This window comes from Synechococcus sp. UW179B (genome assembly GCF_900474245.1).
Lineage (GTDB): Bacteria > Cyanobacteriota > Cyanobacteriia > PCC-6307 > Cyanobiaceae > Synechococcus_C.
Window position 1 is genome coordinate 104,141 of record NZ_UCNZ01000019.1, and the last position, 18,330, is coordinate 122,470.

Here is an 18,330-nt window from a genome sequence, read left to right on the forward strand (position 1 = left end):
AGAGCATGTCGATTTATTGATAGTTTCGAGCAGGCTGAAAGTGAGCTCCAAGGCTGAGTTTAAAAAGTTTTCTTGATCTCGTTCATTGCTTTTTCAAGAGGTTGGCTCCAATCGTATAAAAAGTCTTGGCTGAATATTGTTGGCGAACTGGGACTTTTAGAAGTGCTTATCCACCTGCCATCAGGGAATTTTGGGCAAAGCATGAGAGGTTTGCGATTGAACCACTGTGCAACGTGGATCAAGGATGTGTCGATGCTAACAATTAGCTTGGAAATCTGCATAAGTTGGACAGTGTCGTTCAAAGACTTAAGCTGATCGCTTGCAAGGTATAAACTATTTTTGAATTTTGATAGCTGCTGTATTTCTGCATGATTGTATTTTGTGATATCAATTATCTTGATTTGGTTGGCTTGAGCCCAAGGAATGAGTTCTTGGTAAAAAGATTGAATGATGGGGAAAGGAATAGATCTAAGGTAGGCCCATAGCTTTTCGCCTTTATCTATTTTGCTTTTCCAGCAAAAGAGGATTCCCTTGGTTTCTTGATCGTCTGGGGAGATGGAAGAAACTGGCGCTGGAGGCTGAAGGCGTCCGTGCTCTGCCATCAATGCCAGGAAAGGCATCATTTCTAAATATGGTCTGGGATGAATCAATGGGGCTCTGTTTTGGTCGATACGCCAGGGGGCATCTCCTTGGGCCACCATTTTTCAAAAAAAGTTGCATTGCCGTAGCAGTGCTTTCAGGGATAACAATTTCTAATCTGGGTAATAGATCTGAGTTTATTAGGCATGGTTTAATCCGAGTAAGCATTTCTAGTTGGTCGCCAATTCCTCCGCTAAGCCAAAGATCTACGGTGGCATCGGAATTGAGAATATTTAAGCAATTAACACGGAATTGATCTTTATGCGCAGGTGGAGCAAGGGCTATCCATGGGTTTGGGTGGTTGTTGTTTTGGTCAACGCGCAACTGAGCGGCTCTTGCATAAGTATGATTAAAAAAAGAATTTCTCTCTAGTATTAAGTATGTCTCGATGCTTTTGGGATCGGTGATGTAAGTCAGCAGGTGAAGAAGGCCCGCCCGTTCGTGCTCTTCATTGCAGTCTTTCAGTTCTTTGAATAATTGAATGGCGGCTATTTCTGGGTCATTCCCGAATAGATAGGGGTAATTTTTTCTCGGCATAATATTGCTTAATGCTTATTTTTCTCTAAGGCGGAGATTCTGTGCCTTGCGCTTGATGGCATTCAGATCCACCAAGTTGGAAGCCGGCATGCACCGCTTCTAAGGCCTTGATGCCATCGGATTCGGCGACCACGCAGCTGGTACGGATCTCGCTGGTGGCGATCAATTCAATGTTTACGCCCGCTTCGGCAAGGAAGCGGAACATGCGTCCTGCCGTTCCTGCGGTGGCAGGCATGCCAGCACCAATCGCGCTGACACGGGCAATCGCAGGACCATCTTCGAGTACGGCACCTGGCCATTGGGCCAAGAGTGGTGCGAGCGCTTGATCAGAGGCTGCCCGGTCTTCCCGTTTCACGATGAAGCTGATGTCACGGCTGCCATCGCTGTGCTGCCGTTCGGATTGGACGATCGCATCAAGGCTGATGCCAGCATCCGCGAGCGCTGAACAGAGGGACCCTGCCATTCCTGGTCGGTCAGGCACGTGGCGCACGCTCAGTTGTGCCTGATCGCGATCCAGGGCGACGCCCCTCACCTCGGGTTCTCCTTCCCCGCTGACAGGAGGGTTGATGTGTTGCTGCTCGGTGCTGAGTTCAAAGGCCTGTTGCGCAGCTTGCAAGGCTTTGCTGCCCATGGAGGCATCCACCACGCAGCTCACCTTCACCTCGCTGGTGGCGATCAAACGCAGGTTGATGCCCTCCCTCGAGAGCGTGTCAAATAATCCAGCTGCAATGCCAGGGCGGCCCATGATCCCAGCGCCCCTGATGCTCAGCTTGCTCATGCCTCCGTTAGAGCTGAGGTTGCCGCCGATGCTGTCCACGAGCGTGGTGCAAATGCTGCGGGCCTGGTCGAGATCGGCGTCGGCCACGGTGAAGGTGATGTCGTTGCTACTGCCCTCATGGGTGGCCTGAATGATCAGATCCACGTTCACACCGCCTGCAGACAGGCTTTCGAACAGGCGGGCAGCCACCCCTGGCTGATCAGGCACGTGGGAGAGGGCCAGCACGGCTTGATCTTCGAGGAGCTCCACGCCGTCCACAGGACGACCCAGTTCCAACCCTTCGCGGCCGATCGGTCTGGCATTGCGGCTGGTGAGCGTGGTGCCTGGTGCATCGCTCCAGCTGGAGCGCACCACCATCTTCACGCCGTAGTTGCGGGCGATTTCCACGGCACGGGGGTGGAGCACCGCCGCCCCCAGACTGGCCAGTTCGAGCATTTCATCGCAGCTCACTTGCGGCATCAGTTGGGCATTGGCCACCTTGCGCGGATCGGTGGTGAGCACCCCTGGTACATCGGTGAAGATCTCGCAGGCATCGGCACCCAGGGCTGCGGCTAGAGCCACGGCTGAGGTATCAGAGCCGCCCCGGCCCAAGGTGGTGATTTCGGCGGTTCCACCCCGGCTGAGGCTGGTGCCTTGGAAGCCAGCAACGACCACCACCTGCCCTTCTGCAAGCCGGGCGCGCAGCCGGTCGGTGCGCACATCAAGGATGCGGGCCCGGCCATGGGCGGATTCGGTCACGATCCCCACTTGAGCTCCAGTCATCGAAACCGCTGACACGCCCAGTTCATGGAGTGCCATCGAGAGCAGGGCGATCGAGACCTGTTCGCCGGTGGAGAGCAACATGTCCATCTCCCGCTGCGGGGGGGCGGCGCTGATCGCTTTGGCCTTGGCGGTGAGCTCGTCGGTGGTGTGGCCCATCGCCGACACCACAATCACCAGATCATTGCCGTCTTCTTTGCAGCCGGCGATACGACGGGCGACGGCCTGCAGGCGTTCCACGCTGCCGACGGACGTGCCGCCGAACTTCTGCACCAGCAGTGCCATCAACGCCGTCCAATTGGACTTTGATTATTTCAGCTCATCTGAGTTGGGCTCAGCCGAGGAGGCCATCGCGAAAAGCATCACCAGGTTGTGCCCCGCGTTTGAGGGCTGCTTCCACGTTTAGCAAGCGGCCCAGCAAGCTGAGGCAGCGCTGCGAGCTGCGGCCATGCAATTGCTTGCGCATCACGTAAATCCGCTTTGGATTGCCGATGCCGGCCGCTTTGGCAATCACGGCCACATCACGCTCACCCTGTTGTTCCAGCAGCAACACCCAAAGCCAGCCACGGATTTGTCCGGTGAGGGTGGCAACGATGCGCAGAGCGGGTTCACCCGCATCGATCAGGGCGTCCAGGAGTCCAATGGCCCCGCCTGCATCGCCTTCCAGTAAGGCATCGCCCACGGCTAAGGCGTTGGTGGCTTGGCCCTCAATCAGGCTCTGCACGGCGTTTGCGCTGATGCGCTCGTGCCCATGGCTTTCGGCGTGGAGTGCCAGTTTTTGAATCTCCATGCTGAGGCGTGCGCTGTCATTGCCGATGGCATCCACGAGGGCGGAGACGGCCTCTGCGTCCATGGTCACGTTGAGATCCGCGGCTGTGCGCTCCACCAGTTGGCGTTGGCCGGCCCCATCCCAGATCGCTGGGAGTTGAAATGTTTGTTCGCTGGCGAGCCCCTGCTTGATCCGTTTCTGCAGAGCCTTCGTGGTGCGTAAGCGTCCGTCTGGCTTGGCTGGGTTGGTGAGCACCAGCTGGGTGCTGTCTGGAATCAGCTCGAGGGCCGCTTCAAAGCGATCGGCCAGTTCGCTTGGACAGGCATTGCAGAAGGGCGAGCGTTGCAGCAACACCACGCGCATGCCTGCGCCAAAGGGGGGAGTTCGGGCTTCCTCTAGGGCCTGTTGCGCTTGGCCGGCTTCGCTGCCATCGAGGCGGCTGAGGTTGATGCTGCTCCAGGTGGGGTCAATCGCCTCCTCGATCAGGGCTGTAACGGCACGGTCGCGGGCCGCACTGTCGTCACCCCAGAGCAGATGGATTGGCATGGAGAGGCGGGAAGCTCAAGGGGCGGCGTTGGGTCGATGATGCCGGAGTTGCGTCTGGATTTCTCTGAACCGCGATCATCCAATCTTTACTGAAAGCATTCGCCGTATTCGGGCCCTGCTGGGTGACACCGGTCTGGACCCCTTGCCGCAAGACGTGCTGGAACGGCTGGTGCATAGCAGTGGGGATCCCTCCCTGGCGGCCCTCCTGCAATTCAGCCCCGGTGCCTGCGAGGCAGGACGGCAGGCTCTTCAGCAAGGTGCCGTGATCCTCACGGACACGGCGATGGCGGCAGCGGCGGTGAGGCCGATGGCGGCACGGACCGCGGGCAATCAGGTGCGCTGTCTGCTCGATTGGGCCCCGGCTCAGTCACCGCAGGGATCCACTCGTTCGGCGGCGGCGATGGCCCGCGCTTGGCCGGAGCTGATTCAGGCCGCTGAGATGGCAGGTCAGCCCTTGCCGCTGGTGCTCATTGGCAGTGCTCCAACGGCCTTGGAGCAACTCTTGGATCAACTGGAGGCGGGAGCAGCCGCTCCCAGCCTGGTGATTGGAATGCCGGTGGGGTTTGTGGGTGTTCCGGAAAGCAAGCGCCGCTTGGCGCAGACCTCCTTGGAGCAGATCCGCTTGGACAGCACCCGGGGCGGGGCAGGCTTGGTGGCCGCAGCCGTGAATGCGTTGCTGCGTCAGGTGGCTATTCCCTATGGCGTCAGCATTGAGGCTCAGCAAGAACTGCCTTGAGTTGATCACACACGCCTTGTTGATCCAAAGCTGAGAGTTGTCCGAGTTGGTTGAGGATCAGCCTTTGATCGAGGCTGAACAGCTTCAGGCGTATGAGGCATGGCTTGGAGAGGCCGGTGCCCTCGAGCTCCTTGATGTGCCAATCAAAAAGCCAGCTGGAGTGTTCAGCAGAAGTGATCATCGCCAGGAGGATATGACCTGCCGATTGCTGATATTTCGCAACGGAGATCACCAGGGCTGGTCGACGTTTTGTCGCGAGACGATCGCTAAAAGGAAAGGGAACGCTGACGATCGCAAAACCTGGAAATAGGGTCACAGATCAGCAAAGGCTTCGTCGTCGGCTGTGCTGGCCCATTCCGATAGGTGTGTCTCGATTCCTGTCAGGTAAGCGAGATCCAAAGGCGTGATCAGGCGAACTGTGACGCATCCATCATCAAGCTCCCAGCTCAATTGATCGCCTTGGCGCAGCCCCAGGGCATCGCGGACGGGCTTTGGAATGGTGACCTGCCCTTTGGCGGTCAGCGTTGCCATTTCTAAGGACATCGATTTGTCCATGACTTCTATGCCAATCTTACTTCCTTGATTCCTTACCGAAGGTCACTCCTTCTTGCGATCTCGATTTGCGTTCAAGGTGGGCAGTGTCATCACCCTCGTTGAGCGTTAGCTCGTGAGTTGATCCAACACTTGGCGGGCGCGCTGCACCACGGAGGCTGGTACTCCGGCTAAGCGGGCGGCTTCGATGCCGTAGCTGCGGCTGGCGCCACCGGCCTGCACCTGGTGGAGAAACACCAGATCGTCGCCGGTTTCCTCCACCATCACTTGGAAGTTGGCCACGTTGGGCCGCTCGTCCGCCATGTTGTTGAGCTCGTGATAGTGGGTGGCAAACACAGTGCGGGCCTGGAGATCCCCGGCCAGATGTTCACTGACGGCCCAGGCGATCGAGAGGCCGTCAAAGGTGGCGGTGCCCCGGCCGATCTCATCGAGGAGCACCAGTGAGCGATCACTGGCGTGGTGAAGGATGTTGGCGGTTTCCGCCATCTCCACCATGAAGGTGGACTGGCCGGCCGCCAGATCATCCACTGCTCCCACGCGCGTGAAGATGCGATCGGCTAGGCCAATCTGCGCCGAGCTGGCTGGCACCCAGCTTCCGATCTGCGCCAGCAGTTGGATCACCCCGATCTGGCGCAGATAGCAGCTCTTGCCGCTGGCATTGGGGCCGGTGAGCACGATCAAGTCGGTGCCGCTGCCCAGCTTCAGGTTGTTGGGGGTGAAGGCTCTCTCCACTAGCAACTGCTCCACGACGGGATGGCGGCCGCTCTGGATCTGCAGGCTGCGTTCGTCGCTCAGTTCCGGCGCGCACCAGGCTCTGGTGGCGGCGGTGTCGGCCAGGGCGGAGAGGGCATCGAGGCTGGCGATGGCGCGGGCGGCTTCCCGGATCGGTGCTGCCATCACCCCCACCTGCTCGCGCAGCTGGCAGAACAGTTCGTATTCGCGCTGGTAGGCGCGGGCGCGCAACTGGAAAATCTGACCTTCGCGTTCCTTGAGCTCTGGGGTAATGAAGCGTTCTGCATTGGCGAGGGTCTGGCGACGGATCCAGTGATCCGGTACGGCGGACGCCTTGGCTTTGCTCACCTCCAGGAAATACCCGAAGGTGCGGTGGTATTGCAGGCGCAGATTGCTGTTGCCGCTCCGCTCCCGTTCCCGGCGCTCCTGTTCGGCCAGCCAGGCGTTCTGATCATCGAGCTGGTTGCGTAGGCCATCGAGCAGGGGGTCCACGCCATCGTGGATCAGGCCCCCTTCGCTGAGCGACAGCGGGGGGGCGTCTACCAGGGCATGACGGATCTTGCTGGCCAGATCGTTGAGCTCCGGCTTCGCCATCAGCTGTGGTTCCAATCCCTGGGGCCAGCGCTCCAGGCTGCCCTCGAGCCGTGCAGACAGTTGCGGCAACCGTTCCAGGCCATCGGCGATCGCCACCAGATCGCGGGCGCTGGCATGGCCCGCGCCGGCCCGGCCGGCGAGCCGTTCCAGATCGCCCATGGGCCGCAGCAGCCGGCGCAGCGCTTGGCGCAGGGAGCGCTTCTTCACCAGCAGACTGACGACTCCCTGCCGCAGCTGGATTGCTTCCAGGTCCATCAGGGGGGCTTCTAGCCAGCGGCGCAGGCAGCGCCCGCCCATGGCGGTGAGGGTTTGGTCAATGGCCCAGAGCAGGGAGCCCTGCAGTTGGCCGTCCCGTTGGGTGGCGGTGAGTTCCAGATTTCGGCGGGTCTGGGCATCGAGCACCAGCGCATCGCCGGCCTGCACGATCTGGGGTACGTCCAGGGGGACGCGCGTCTCCTCGTCGAGGGGTTGGGTGTCGTTGACGTATTGAAGGAGGCCGCCGAAGGCGCGCAGGGCTAGGGGCAGCTCCTGCAGGCCCAGGCCATCCAGACCCGCCAGGCGGTAGTGCGTTTTCAGGACCTGTTCGGCTTGAGGTGCGCTGAAGGGCGTGCGCGCCATCGGGCTGAGCCGCAGGCGATCGGGGCACCAGCTGGGTTTCCTTTCACCGGAATCGTTGCTCGCGGCCCAGAGCAGTTCCGAGGCCTCCAGCTGGGCCAGCTGTTGATTCAGCGCGTCGCTGCCGCTGCGCTCCATCACCAGCACATCTCCGGTGCTCACATCGGCGCTGGCCAACCCCCAGCGGAACGGTTGGTTGGTGGTGGCCGGTTCCACCACGACGGCCGCTAGCCAGTTGTTGCGGCGGGCCGCCAGCATGCCTTCTTCAAGCACCGTGCCCGGGGTGAGCACACGGGTGATGCCGCGTTTGAGCAGGGCGCCCTTGGCGGGTGTGGTCTCCAGCTGATCGCAGAGGGCCACGGAGTAGCCACGGCGGATCAGCTCGGCGCAGTAGCGCTCAGCGGCGTGGTGAGGGATGCCCGCCATGGGCACGCGGCCGATCGCTTTACCCCCTTCCTTGCCGGTGAGGGTGAGTTCGAGCACCCGAGAAAGTTCCACGGCATCTTCGAAGAAGCACTCGAAGAAGTCGCCGAGGCGATAGAGAAGCATGCGGTCGGGATGCTCCGCCTTGAGCTCCACGTAGTGCCGCAGCATCGGTGTGAGCAGGGACTGATCTACCTCGCTGTGGTGAGCCCAAGCGGGGGCGTCGCTGTCGTCTTCCTGTTGGTCTGCCTCTGGGACGGATGGATCGTTGTTGTTGATTTGGCGCTGACGGGGCCGGGCCGCTGCATCGGCGCTGAGGCTGGCATCGCTGAGGTCTTCCAGTTCTGCTGCGACGCGGGCCGTTGCGGCGGTGGCGGTTGGCTTCTGAGTCGGATCGGGGCCGCCGAACAGATTCCCCTGCAGGGCTAGCTCCTCAGGTTGGGCAGCGGAGCGGGGCATCGGGCGATGGGAAGTGGCTGGATCGTACCGATGGCGTTCACCACAAGCTGTGAAGCTTGATGTGGACTCTGGCGAGCAGTGCTTCCCAAGCGTGGGAGAATCGCTCAGAACGACCTGGCGTCGACCGAATTCCCATGCAGATCCTCAACACCCTCACCGTTCTGGCCCTGGTGGTTATGTCTTTCGCTCTGATCGTTGCCGTTCCCGTGCTGTACGCCTCCAATGAGGACAGCGGCCGTTCTAATCGCCTGATCTTGCTGGGCGGTATCGCTTGGGTGGCCTTGGTGCTGGTGAACTGGGGTGTGAGCTTCTTTGTGGTCTGAACCCACGTCTGGGTGCTCTTTGTTGCTCCGATCTCACCGTTAGGGTGTGAGTGTGGAATGAATGAGCAGCGGCGCGATGGCCACCTTTGAAGGACGTTTCACCGATGTGCAGGGCTTGCGCATCGCTGTGGTCATTGCCCGTTTCAATGATCTGGTCACCGCCAAACTGCTGAGTGGTTGCCTGGACTGTCTGAGCCGTCATGGCGTTGATACCAGTGCCGACAGCACGCAGCTGGATGTGGCCTGGGTGCCGGGTTCATTTGAGCTTCCCCTGGTGGCTCAGCAGCTGGCACGCAGTGGCCGCTATCAAGTGGTGATCACGCTGGGTGCTGTGATCCGTGGTGACACCCCACACTTCGATGTGGTGGTGGCGGAAGCCAGCAAGGGGATCGCGGCGGTGGCGCGCGACACCGGTGTGCCGGTGATTTTCGGCGTTCTCACCACCGACACGATGCAACAGGCGCTGGAGCGGGCCGGCATCAAGAGCAATCTGGGTTGGAGTTATGGCCTGGAGGCCTTGGAAATGGGCAGTCTGATGAAGGCCTTGCCCTGACTTCGGGATGTCATCGAAGGGCTGTTTGCTGCCATTGGCCTTCCCGCTGAGCGTGGTGGTGATCGGCAGCTGGCGTTTGGTTGTGTTCGAACGTGTTCCTTCACCGCAGCCAGCGTCATCGATTTCCCCGCAAGACCCAGACTCCGACTACTCGCAGGCTCCTCCCGGGACTTATCCAACTTGTCAGTAGGATCCAGCCTTGGCTGACTTGTTGCTTGCCGAAGGCCGTCGGCTGGGGATCACAGGCAAGCGGGATCAGCCGGAGTTACCGGGAAAGGACGCCACCTATCGGGCTGAACCCGGGCGGTTGGGTTCGATCACGATCATGCAACGGCCGATGAGCTCTGAAATTCGCTGCTTGTTGATCAGCCATGAGTTCATTCATGTGCTGCAGCATCTGCAGGGCAACTTGCGAGGGGTGCCGATCCTGGGGTGGAGTAACGCACATCCTGATCCGATTCCCCAGGAGGCTGAGGCCTACGGGCATCAGCAGCGGGCGGGGTATGTGTTGAAGTTGCTGCAGCAGACGGAGAGGCCTTAGGTCTTCCCTTTAGGCCCAAGCGTGATTGCGAATGCGTTGGATCAGGCGCTGGATGGGGGGCTCCCAGTCGAAGAGGCTGTCTTGTTCAAGGATGTCGATGTTCTGCCAGCTGCCTTGGAGCCAGCGCTCATCAGGCCAGCGGTGGGCGAGCATCACTGGTCTGAGGCCACACCAGCAGGCGAGATGGATGAGTGAGGTGTCGATGCTGGCCACCAAGGTGTTGGCACCGAAGTGATTTGTGGTGTCGACAAATCTTCGCAATGTATGGGCGGCAAGATTGAGTCCTGACGGGTGCCTGTTGAGGAGCTCTTTGGCTTCGTGGTCCCGGTAACGGGTGATGTCAACAACCCGGATGCCCTGTTGTTGGGCGATTGGCATCAGTTCCCGGTAGAGCCGCACGATTGTGGCCATGTCGAAGCTGCTGAGATGGGCCCAAAGTTTTCCGTCAGGGTCCACTTTCGGCCTCCAGCAACAGAGGAGGGTGCGATTTTGGATTCCCTTGTTATTAATATCGAGGGTGGATTGCGGTCTAGGGGCTGACTCCTGGTTGGCGAGTAGGGCCTTGAGTACCATTATCTGAAAGATGATTTGTCCAGGTTTTGCTTAAGTGTGTTGGCCTCATGCTGGTTCTTCCAGCTGAGCTGATGAGTGCTCTGGTGTGCTTCGAGTAGTGGGCCTAATGCTGTTTTTGCGGAGGTAGGAACGACGAGTTGGCATCGTTTCCGAAGGTCCTCTTTTTGGTTATGCAATGTCGCCAGTATCTCCAGCATGTCGCCAGGGCCGCCATCTAGGTTGACACGTATCAATTGTTTTTTTTTGAAGATTGCTTGGATATTGTTGAACCAGTTTTTTTGATCAATCCTGCAAATATTGAGCCAGGGATTGGTGTGATTCCGATATTGCCGGATTCGTAGAAGAGCTCCCAAGGCATATGGCTGTTGCCTGACGTCCGGCTCAGAGCAGAGCAGCCAATCCTGCGCTTGCCCGAATTCTCCAAAAAAGGTCAGGATTTGGCAGTGGCTGGCTTGCATTCGGCTTGAAAGACCTGGTTTGGATGCCGATTCGAGCGTTGCTATTGCGAGATCAAAATCATTGCTGAACAGCTGCCAAGCGTTGCGGTTCATGCCGCCAGCTGATCCAGCACCAGGCGGGCCGGTTGCACCACGGGTTTGGGAACGCCGGCCAGGCGTGCCGCTTCGATCCCGTAGCTGCGGCTGGCGCCGCCGTCTTGCACCTGATGGAGGAAGACCAGATCCTCACCGGTTTCCTCCACCATCACCTGGAAGTTGGCCACGTTTTCGCGTTCGGCGGCCAGGTTGTTGAGCTCGTGATAATGAGTGGCAAAGACGGTGCGGCTGCCCAGGTCGCCGGCCAGGTGCTCGCTCACGGCCCAGGCGATCGAGAGGCCATCAAAGGTGGCGTTGCCCCGCCCGATCTCATCGAGCAGCACCAGGGAACGATCGCTGGCGTGGTGAAGGATGTTGGCGGTTTCGGCCATCTCCACAATGAAGGTGGACTGTCCGGCGGCCAGATTATCCACGGCACCTACCCGGGTGAAGATCCGATCGGCGATGCCGACGGTTGCGGAGCGGGCCGGCACCCAGCTGCCGATCTGGGCCATCAACTGGATCAGGCCGATATGGCGTAGATAGCAGCTCTTGCTACTGGCGTTGGGGCCGGTGAGCACCTCCAGGGGAATGCGGCTGTCGTCCTCCAGGGGCTGGGTGTCCTGCAGGTAGCGCAGCAGGCCATCGAGGCTGCTGAGGCCGTTGTGCTGTTGTAGGGCGCATTCCGCTTCTGCCGGGCTGAAGGGGGTGCTGGCCATGGGGGTGAGCCGCAGCCGTCCCGGGCACCAGGCCGTCCGCTCGGCGTCGTGGGTAGCGGCCCAAAGCAGTTCGGAGGCCTTCTGCTGACCCAGCTGCTGGTGCAGGGCGCTGCTTTCTTCCCGCTGCATCACCTGCACCTCGCTGGTTCTCACATCGGCGCTGGCTAAGCCCCAGCGCAGGGGTTGTTTCCCTTGGGCCGGCTCCACCACCACCGCCGCCAGCCAGTTGTTACGGCGGGCGCTGAGCATGCCCTCTTCCAGCACGGTGCCGGGGGTCAGCACCCGGGTGATGTCCCGCTTGAGCAGGGCGCCCTTGGTGGGGGTGGTCTCGAGCTGGTCGCAGAGGGCCACGCTGTAGCCCTGCTTGATCAGTTCGGCGCAGTAGCGCTCGGCGGCGTGGTGGTGGATGCCCGCCATCGGCATAGGGCCGATGGCTTTGCCGCCCTCCTTGCCGGTAAGGGTGAGTTCCAGCACGCGGGACAGTTCGATGGCGTCTTCGAAGAAGCACTTGAAGAAGTCGCCCAGGCGGTAAAGCAGCACACGATCGGGATGGGCCGCTTTGAGTTCCACGTAGTGGCGCAGCATTGGCGTGAGCTGCAGCGGATCCAATTGGCTGTGGTGGGCCCAGACCGGTTCATCGCTGCTGGGTTCGGCATCGCTTGAAGCCGGGGATTCGCTGCAGGTGTCGCTTGTCGTGGCTGGCCGCGGCGGGCTCGCTGGCGGCTGCAGCTGGTGTTGCTGGCTCCGGCGCGCCGAACAGATTGCCCTGCAGGCGTCGTCAGGGGACTGGGACGCGGCCCGAGGCATCGGCTGATCTGACGCGTCCGGATCGTACCGGGGCAGACAGGATTGAGATGCCTTAGCGGCGCAGCACCATCAGCTATTGAGGATTTGGATCCTGGAAGCTTAGTTGCCTGTAGAAACCTGCACTTTTGGTGGTCATCAGATACATCCGCTCCACACCCACCACGGGCGGTGTGTGGAGGAGTTCTTCGATCACCCGGCGGCCCAGGCCATGGCCCTGCAGATCGCCAGCCACCACGATGTCCCACAGCACGGCCCGGCTGAAGCCATCGGAGGTGGCCCGGCCGAAGCCCACCAGCCGCTTGCCGCGCCAGAGACTCACCACGGCGTCGCTGCTGGCCAGCAACCGCCTCAGCTGTGAAAAGCTGCGGCCGCGGGCCCAGAAGGCATGGTAAACAAGCCGTATCGGGGTCACGGGTCGGGGAGCCGTGCCGCTTCATCTTGCTCCCCTGTTGTCGGGACGCTGCGGATCATGGAGCCAGAGCTTCTTTGAGCAGCACTTTTAGATCCCAATACGGCGGAGGTTCCACAAAGTTGGATTGGAGTCTTTCGGGCTCTGAGAACAGTTGCTTCACCAATGCTTCTAATCCCTTAATGGATTGGGCCCAAAACAGATCGGGACGATTGCTTAGTGGGCTGTTGTGTCCCAGCAGGCTGGGATGACCAAAGATCACCTGGGGCACCCCTGCCGCCATCACTTCAAACAGGCGATGGTTGAGGTCATGATTCAAAGGCACATTCAGCACCAAGGCGTGCTGGGCGTAGAGCCGGGCAGCTTCTTCGGCGTTTTGGGTGGTGGTGTGGCGGAAAGGCACGTTTTGTCGCTTCAATAACGCTTCCACCAGCTCTCTGCGCCGCGGGTGATGGGGGCCGAGGCTTCCCACGTGGAGCAGCTCCAGCCGTGGTGTTGGGCTGGGTGTTGCGGTTGGGTAGCGGAAAAAGGTTGGGGCTAAGCAGCGCACGGGCATTGGCAAGCGTTGCTGCACGATCTTCAGGAGAGCTGGATTGAAGGTGAGAAGCACTGCATCGTGTGGTTCGGCGGCGCAGTACTGCTGCAGGGTCCCGACTGGATCGGGGCCGTGATGGAGATCGCCGCATGCGAGGAGGCGCGGTCCTGGCCATTGGCGGATGCCCCGCATCGGGGCAGCGCGCAGCAGAAACGGATCGGTGTACTGAAGCAGCACCCCTTTTGTGGCCCAGCCCCGCCGCCCTAGTGCGTTGCGGAGCCCAGTTATCGAAAGATCAATGAGTTGCAGACTTTGCGGACCATCGATGACCTGGGGCCCCACTTCAATCAGCCCAGGTTGCTGCCCGAGCGGTTGAGAGGCCCCTTGGTGTATCAGCAGAGTTGGTGGGGTTCGCATGGCACTGGTCGTCCCAGCGATAATTGCGCTTCGTCGTCTGGCCCTGCAGCCTATGCCCGCCTACGACCTCACGGCGCCTTACAGCCCAAAGGGCGACCAGCCGACGGCGATTGAGCAGTTGGTGAAGGGGGTAAACAGCGGCGAGCGATATCAGACCCTGCTGGGGGCGACGGGCACGGGCAAGACGTTCACGATGGCGAACGTCATCGCCCAGACAGGCCGTCCGGCGCTTGTGTTGGCTCACAACAAGACGTTGGCAGCCCAGCTATGCAACGAGCTGCGGGAGTTCTTCCCTGAGAACGCGGTTGAGTACTTCATCTCTTAATTACGACTATTACCAGCCGGAGGCCTACGTTCCGGTCAGCGACACCTACATCGCCAAAACGGCGTCGATCAACGAAGAGATCGACATGTTGCGCCACTCAGCGACGCGTTCGCTGTTCGAGCGGCGCGACGTGATCGTGGTGGCCTCGATCAGCTGCATCTACGGCCTGGGGATTCCCAGCGAATACCTCAAGGCGGCGGTGAAGTTCGAGGTGGGGGAGGCCCTCAACATTCGTGGTCAGTTGCGGTAGCTGGTGAACAACCAGTACAGCCGTAACGACACCGAAATTGCCCGCGGCCGTTTCCGTATGAAGGGGGACGTGCTGGAGATCGGCCCCGCCTACGAAGACCGGCTGGTGCGGATCGAGCTGTTTGACGATGAGGTAGAGGCAATTCGCTATGTCGATCCCACCACTGGCGAGATCCTGCAGAGCCTGGATGCAGTGAACATTTACCCTGCAAAGCATTTTGTGACGCCGAAAGACCGTTTGGATTCGGCGATCAGTGCCATCCGCTCGGAGCTGCGGGAGAGACTGGATGTGCTCAATGGTGAAGGCAAGCTGCTTGAGGCTCAGCGACTAGAGCAGCGCACTAAGTACGACCTGGAGATGCTGGACCAGGTGGGCTATTGCAACGGGGTAGAGAACTACGCCCGCCACCTGGCCGGCCGCGAGGAGGGCACGCCGCCGGAGTGCCTGATCGATTACTTCCCGGATGACTGGCTGTTGATCGTGGATGAGAGCCATGTCACCTGTTCGCAGTTGCAGGCGATGTACAACGGCGACCAAGCCCGCAAGAAGGTGCTGATTGAGCATGGCTTCCGCCTTCCCAGTGCGGCCGATAACCGGCCGTTGAAGGGGGCCGAGTTCTGGGAAAAAGCGCATCAGACGGTGTTTGTCTCAGCTACCCCGGGAAATTGGGAGATGGAGGTGCGCGGCGCCGAGGTTGCCGAACAGGTGATCCGCCCGACCGGGGTTCTGGACCCGGTGTTTGAGGTGCGGCCCACGACGGGCCAGGTCGACGATCTCTTGGGTGAAATCCGTGAACGTGCGTCCAAGAACCAGAGAGTGCTGGTCACCACCCTGACCAAGCGAATGGCGGAAGACCTCACCGACTACCTGGCGGAGAACCAGGTGCGGGTCCGTTACTTGCACTCAGAGATCCATTCGATCGAGCGGATCGAGATCATCCAGGATCTGCGACTTGGGGAATACGACGTGCTGGTGGGGGTGAATTTGCTGCGGGAGGGCCTCGATCTACCGGAGGTGAGTTTGGTGGCGATCCTCGATGCTGATAAGGAAGGGTTCTGGCGGGCTGAACGCTCACTGATTCAGACCATTGGCAGAGCTGTTCGGCATGTTGACGGCGTTGCACTGCTTTACGCCGACAACATGACCGACTCGATGGCCAGGGCTATTTCGGAGACTGAGCGACGACGCAAAATCCAGCAGATCTACAACGAGAAACACGGTGTTGTACCCACGGCTGCGGGCAAGAAGGCTAGTAATTCGATTCTCAGTTTTTTGGAGCTGAGCAGAAAGCTGAACCAGGCAGGTTCCGATGCTGATTTGGTTGAAGTGGTTAGCAAAACAGCAAACGCCATGGAGGACGATCCGAATGCTGGCCTTGCTCTCGAAACGCTGCCTGAGTTAATCAATCAGCTCGAAGCCAAAATGAAGGAGGCAGCTAAGAAGCTTGATTTCGAGGATGCTGCTAATTTACGGGACCGCATCAAGCAGCTGCGACAGAAGATGATAGGTAGCACCTAAAAAACAATAAAGAACATGGTCATGTCTTCATGGTTGTCACTGACAACATCATCAGAATATGCACTAGCCATGTAAAATTGATTTATAAAATTCACTTATATGAATGCAATCAGTGCAGGGAAGAAAGTCAATGCTGGAGTACGCTTGAAGTTATAGCATTGTTTTTGCTGCCGTGAATAAATGGAGAGTTTATAAGACTCATTCCAGGCAATAGTAGCCTTGAAAGAGAAACTTGGAGCTGCATGTCTATAGGTAGTGAATAACAAGAAAGAGATTCAAGCAAAGCACGAGCAATTTCTGGTGAGATTGCATAAGCCATTAAAGTTCTAGTGATAGCTATTGGCATAATGCAAAAATGTAGATTCCCAGTAGATAGCTTCTTATGATGATTGACATTAAGGGGGATATAGTTGTCGGTTAGGTCAAAAAAGACTCGGTTTTTGTATTCATCGCGAAGGTAATGAATTAATTCATGAAAGAGGGCCTGGTCACCAATAAGAGCATCATCTTCCAAAATAATACAGGGAATATTACTTCTAGCTGTCGCTTTAATAGCTAAAATATGCCTCATGGCTACTGATTGCTCGCTTTTTGTTAAAAGTCTTGGAGGAAAGAATCCGCTTGGACCAAGTGAATTAGAAGATTTTTCAGTATATATAGTAGTATTTAAAATCCTAGTGGAAATATTCTCTTTGAAAAAATCCCAACCAGATTCTATGTCAGACGCCCACTGATCAGGTCGGTATGCGCTATCTACCTGAAGTAAGGCATAAGAGTCTTCCATGCAAAATATTTGGACACCCGTTATTAGACCTGAAGATATTACTGAATTAAGACATGAAATTTGCCTTGAGAGTCTGTCATTTACAAGTTTTGGACACGTTATAATGATGAGATTCATGATATGGATATGTTTGGTCGGCAGTGGTTTGCTCCGGGTTCCCAGCTTGCCCTGGAAGATGAAGCCTTAGACTTTGAAAACCTACTGCGTAAAGGGGGAACGAGCAAGGCCATTGAAATGGCTGACAATAAATTATATATGTTAAGTGAATCAAATGTACGAGATTATTGGTTACGTCAACGAGTAAGAGCTAATAGGCTTAGCCATAGAAATATTAAAAGTTCAGTAGTAACAGTTGCGTTTACAGGATTTTGGGCGGGATTCAAGGAAAACGATAATGAAATACTAAATATTCTTAGAAAAGCGGCCTCTTATGTAGGGATTGAGGTGAAAACATGCGTTGAAGATCCAGATTTACTTCTCTATTCTTGTTTCGGGGAACCATTTTTTTCTAAGTATCCAGGTGCTACAAGAATTCTATATCTTGGTGAGAATGTTCGTCCAGACTTTGGTTATGCAGACTATAGCCTTACGTTCGACATTTCTGATTACTGCGGAAAAAATATATATCTTCCACTATGGCTTCTCAGGACAGCGGAATATGCAATAAAAACGGATGAATATCAGGCCTGTATGCCTGACGAGCTAGAACAAGTTCGTATTTCAAATAACGAAAAGAATAGTGTTATTTATATAGGAAATAATAGTACTGCCACACGCATTCAAGCCATTAGGTCGTTACGAACGCAAGGAGTAAGCGTAGACTGCTTTGGATCACAAACAAAGCCTGTTGCCAACAAGATAAAAACACTTGAGATGTACAGATATTCACTTTGTTTTGAAAATACTTATACACCAGGATACGTAACTGAAAAAATTATTGATAGTTTTATTGGTAAATCAAGGCCTATATATTGGGGAGGAGCACCAAGAGAAGTATTTAATTTAGATGAGCATTTTTCATGCAACCCATACAAAACGATGGATCTTAATATTAAAGATTTCCTGGAATGGAAGAGATTCAATACTAGTAATACTATCCCCCCATTGTTGATCAAAGGTGGGTTTAAAAAAACAGAAACGTCAATACTTGTGAAATTAGCTCGCATCTTTTTAGATCTTTTTTAAAAATTATTGAAGAAGCAATTTAAATCTTTACGTAAAATAATGAGCTTTAATGAGATTTTTCTATAACTCAAGCCTGCGCATCAATAATTTTTGGCATAGAAGTCACTTGTTTTTATTTTATATCCTTTAATCTAGTATACAAAATGGAAGAATGTGATGATGCAAAATCATCATTGAATGGAATCTAATGATTCAAGTATTTCCAGTAACATGCTTTTCCTGCTTTAAGTGGCCATTGAAATTGTGACGCGTGCCTTATCCATTGGGTAAGACCTTGAATATCTTGGCCAGTCGAATTATTCATCGGAATAAAACCACATCTCTGATAAAATTTATTTGCAAGATTGTTGACGCTATACGTATGGAGTGTAATGGTAGTATTGTGTGGCATAAAACCAAAGTAACTTGAAAGAGAGGAAAGTATTTGTGAGCCAATTCCAAAACCTCTTTCTGATGGGGGAATCCACAAAGCATGAATATGGATATTGTTTGAAAGCTGACGTGTAACTAAAAAACCTATGAATCTGTTGTCATTATAATATGTTAAAAAGAGAATTGAAGGATCGGTAGACCATGACCATGGGTCTTCGGAGATATTTGTGCTTAGTGGGAATTCGGGAGTTATATGATATCCATGATCGACAAGTGTATTAATTAATTCTTGTATGGAGCCACGATCGCGTGGCCAGGATGATAAAGTAAGATCGACAGGCATTGGG

The 18,330-nt window shown here is 56.5% G+C and carries 18 protein-coding genes and 2 pseudogenes; 7 read left to right on the forward strand and 13 right to left on the reverse strand.

Going from position 1 to position 18,330, the window contains the following annotated elements; translation table 11 throughout:
• Nucleotides 1–59: 59 nt before the first annotated feature.
• The 3 genes from DXY38_RS07940 to holA form a co-directional block, all read right to left on the reverse strand.
• Nucleotides 60–701, reverse strand: coding sequence for a hypothetical protein (locus tag DXY38_RS07940; protein ID WP_115071171.1), 642 nt, complete (start codon nt 699–701; stop codon nt 60–62).
• Nucleotides 702–1,201: 500 nt separating this feature from the next.
• A complete protein-coding gene (locus DXY38_RS07945) occupies nt 1,202–2,998 on the reverse strand; it encodes an aspartate kinase (RefSeq protein WP_115071172.1) in 1,797 nt (598 codons plus the stop codon).
• 49 nt (nt 2,999–3,047) lie between these two features.
• A complete protein-coding gene (holA, locus tag DXY38_RS07950; RefSeq protein ID WP_115071173.1) occupies nt 3,048–4,028 on the reverse strand; it encodes a DNA polymerase III subunit delta in 981 nt (326 codons plus the stop codon).
• 133 nt (nt 4,029–4,161) lie between these two features.
• Here holA and DXY38_RS07955 point away from each other — a divergent pair, with 133 nt between their 5' ends.
• Nucleotides 4,162–4,764 carry a precorrin-8X methylmutase gene (locus DXY38_RS07955; RefSeq protein ID WP_371410999.1) on the forward strand — a complete coding sequence of 201 codons (603 nt, stop codon included), beginning with the start codon at nt 4,162–4,164 and terminating at the stop codon, nt 4,762–4,764.
• Here DXY38_RS07955 and DXY38_RS07960 read toward each other — a convergent pair.
• From DXY38_RS07960 to mutS, 3 genes are all read right to left on the reverse strand, one after another.
• On the reverse strand, nt 4,733–5,080 hold the full coding sequence (locus tag DXY38_RS07960; protein ID WP_115071175.1) for a type II toxin-antitoxin system PemK/MazF family toxin: 348 nt from the start codon (nt 5,078–5,080) through the stop codon (nt 4,733–4,735). The genes DXY38_RS07955 and DXY38_RS07960 overlap by 32 nt on opposite strands.
• Nucleotides 5,077–5,319, reverse strand: a complete 243-nt coding sequence (locus DXY38_RS07965; protein ID WP_198410371.1) for an AbrB/MazE/SpoVT family DNA-binding domain-containing protein — start codon at nt 5,317–5,319, stop codon at nt 5,077–5,079. The genes DXY38_RS07960 and DXY38_RS07965 overlap by 4 nt, the downstream gene beginning before the upstream one ends.
• Before the next feature lie 105 nt (nt 5,320–5,424).
• Nucleotides 5,425–7,851 carry a DNA mismatch repair protein MutS gene (gene mutS, locus DXY38_RS07970; protein WP_244279055.1) on the reverse strand — a complete coding sequence of 809 codons (2,427 nt, stop codon included), beginning with the start codon at nt 7,849–7,851 and terminating at the stop codon, nt 5,425–5,427.
• Between mutS and DXY38_RS13990 the strand changes: the two genes are divergently transcribed.
• From DXY38_RS13990 to DXY38_RS13995, 4 genes are all read left to right on the forward strand, one after another.
• A complete protein-coding gene (locus DXY38_RS13990) occupies nt 7,840–8,109 on the forward strand; it encodes a hypothetical protein (RefSeq protein ID WP_244279056.1) in 270 nt (89 codons plus the stop codon). The two genes, mutS and DXY38_RS13990, sit on opposite strands and share 12 nt — an antisense overlap.
• 164 nt (nt 8,110–8,273) lie before the next feature.
• Nucleotides 8,274–8,462 (forward strand): photosystem II reaction center protein PsbZ, encoded by a 189-nt coding sequence (gene psbZ, locus DXY38_RS07975; protein ID WP_115071274.1) that lies wholly within the window; start codon nt 8,274–8,276, stop codon nt 8,460–8,462.
• Nucleotides 8,463–8,538: 76 nt separating this feature from the next.
• A complete protein-coding gene (gene ribH / locus DXY38_RS07980; protein ID WP_115071275.1) occupies nt 8,539–9,015 on the forward strand; it encodes a 6,7-dimethyl-8-ribityllumazine synthase in 477 nt (158 codons plus the stop codon).
• A 199-nt stretch (nt 9,016–9,214) separates the two neighbouring features.
• Nucleotides 9,215–9,556 carry a hypothetical protein gene (locus DXY38_RS13995; protein WP_244279057.1) on the forward strand — a complete coding sequence of 114 codons (342 nt, stop codon included), beginning with the start codon at nt 9,215–9,217 and terminating at the stop codon, nt 9,554–9,556.
• A gap of 9 nt (nt 9,557–9,565) precedes the next feature.
• Here DXY38_RS13995 and DXY38_RS07990 read toward each other — a convergent pair whose 3' ends face one another.
• The 5 genes and pseudogenes from DXY38_RS07990 to DXY38_RS08010 all read right to left on the reverse strand — a co-directional run bounded on the left by DXY38_RS07990 (nt 9,566) and on the right by DXY38_RS08010 (nt 13,549).
• On the reverse strand, nt 9,566–10,129 hold the full coding sequence (locus DXY38_RS07990; protein ID WP_115071177.1) for a hypothetical protein: 564 nt from the start codon (nt 10,127–10,129) through the stop codon (nt 9,566–9,568).
• Entirely contained in the window at nt 10,129–10,680 is a 552-nt protein-coding gene (locus tag DXY38_RS07995; protein WP_115071178.1) for a hypothetical protein, read from the reverse strand. Before DXY38_RS07995 ends, DXY38_RS07990 begins: the two co-directional genes overlap by 1 nt.
• Nucleotides 10,677–12,224, reverse strand: a complete 1,548-nt coding sequence (locus tag DXY38_RS08000; protein ID WP_371411000.1) for a hypothetical protein — start codon at nt 12,222–12,224, stop codon at nt 10,677–10,679. The genes DXY38_RS07995 and DXY38_RS08000 overlap by 4 nt, the downstream gene beginning before the upstream one ends.
• A 37-nt stretch (nt 12,225–12,261) precedes the next feature.
• Nucleotides 12,262–12,576, reverse strand: a pseudogene (locus tag DXY38_RS08005) (GNAT family N-acetyltransferase); the annotation flags it as partial.
• Nucleotides 12,577–12,655: 79 nt separating this feature from the next.
• Nucleotides 12,656–13,549 (reverse strand): glycosyltransferase, encoded by an 894-nt coding sequence (locus tag DXY38_RS08010; RefSeq protein ID WP_115071180.1) that lies wholly within the window; start codon nt 13,547–13,549, stop codon nt 12,656–12,658.
• Between the two features lie 52 nt (nt 13,550–13,601).
• Here DXY38_RS08010 and uvrB point away from each other — a divergent pair.
• Nucleotides 13,602–15,642, forward strand: a pseudogene (gene uvrB / locus DXY38_RS08015) (excinuclease ABC subunit UvrB).
• 127 nt (nt 15,643–15,769) lie between these two features.
• Here the strand turns inward: uvrB and DXY38_RS08020 are convergent.
• On the reverse strand, nt 15,770–16,426 hold the full coding sequence (locus DXY38_RS08020; protein WP_170952891.1) for a glycosyltransferase family 25 protein: 657 nt from the start codon (nt 16,424–16,426) through the stop codon (nt 15,770–15,772).
• 120 nt (nt 16,427–16,546) lie between these two features.
• On the opposite strand from DXY38_RS08020, the gene DXY38_RS08025 reads away from it, so the two are divergent.
• Nucleotides 16,547–17,611 (forward strand): glycosyltransferase family 10 domain-containing protein, encoded by a 1,065-nt coding sequence (locus DXY38_RS08025; RefSeq protein WP_115071182.1) that lies wholly within the window; start codon nt 16,547–16,549, stop codon nt 17,609–17,611.
• Between the two features lie 184 nt (nt 17,612–17,795).
• On the opposite strand, the gene DXY38_RS08030 is transcribed toward DXY38_RS08025, so the two are convergent.
• The gene (locus DXY38_RS08030) at nt 17,796–18,326 is read right to left on the reverse strand and encodes a GNAT family N-acetyltransferase (protein ID WP_115071183.1); all 531 of its coding nucleotides are present in this window, start codon (nt 18,324–18,326) and stop codon (nt 17,796–17,798) included.
• Nucleotides 18,327–18,330 lie beyond the last annotated feature (4 nt).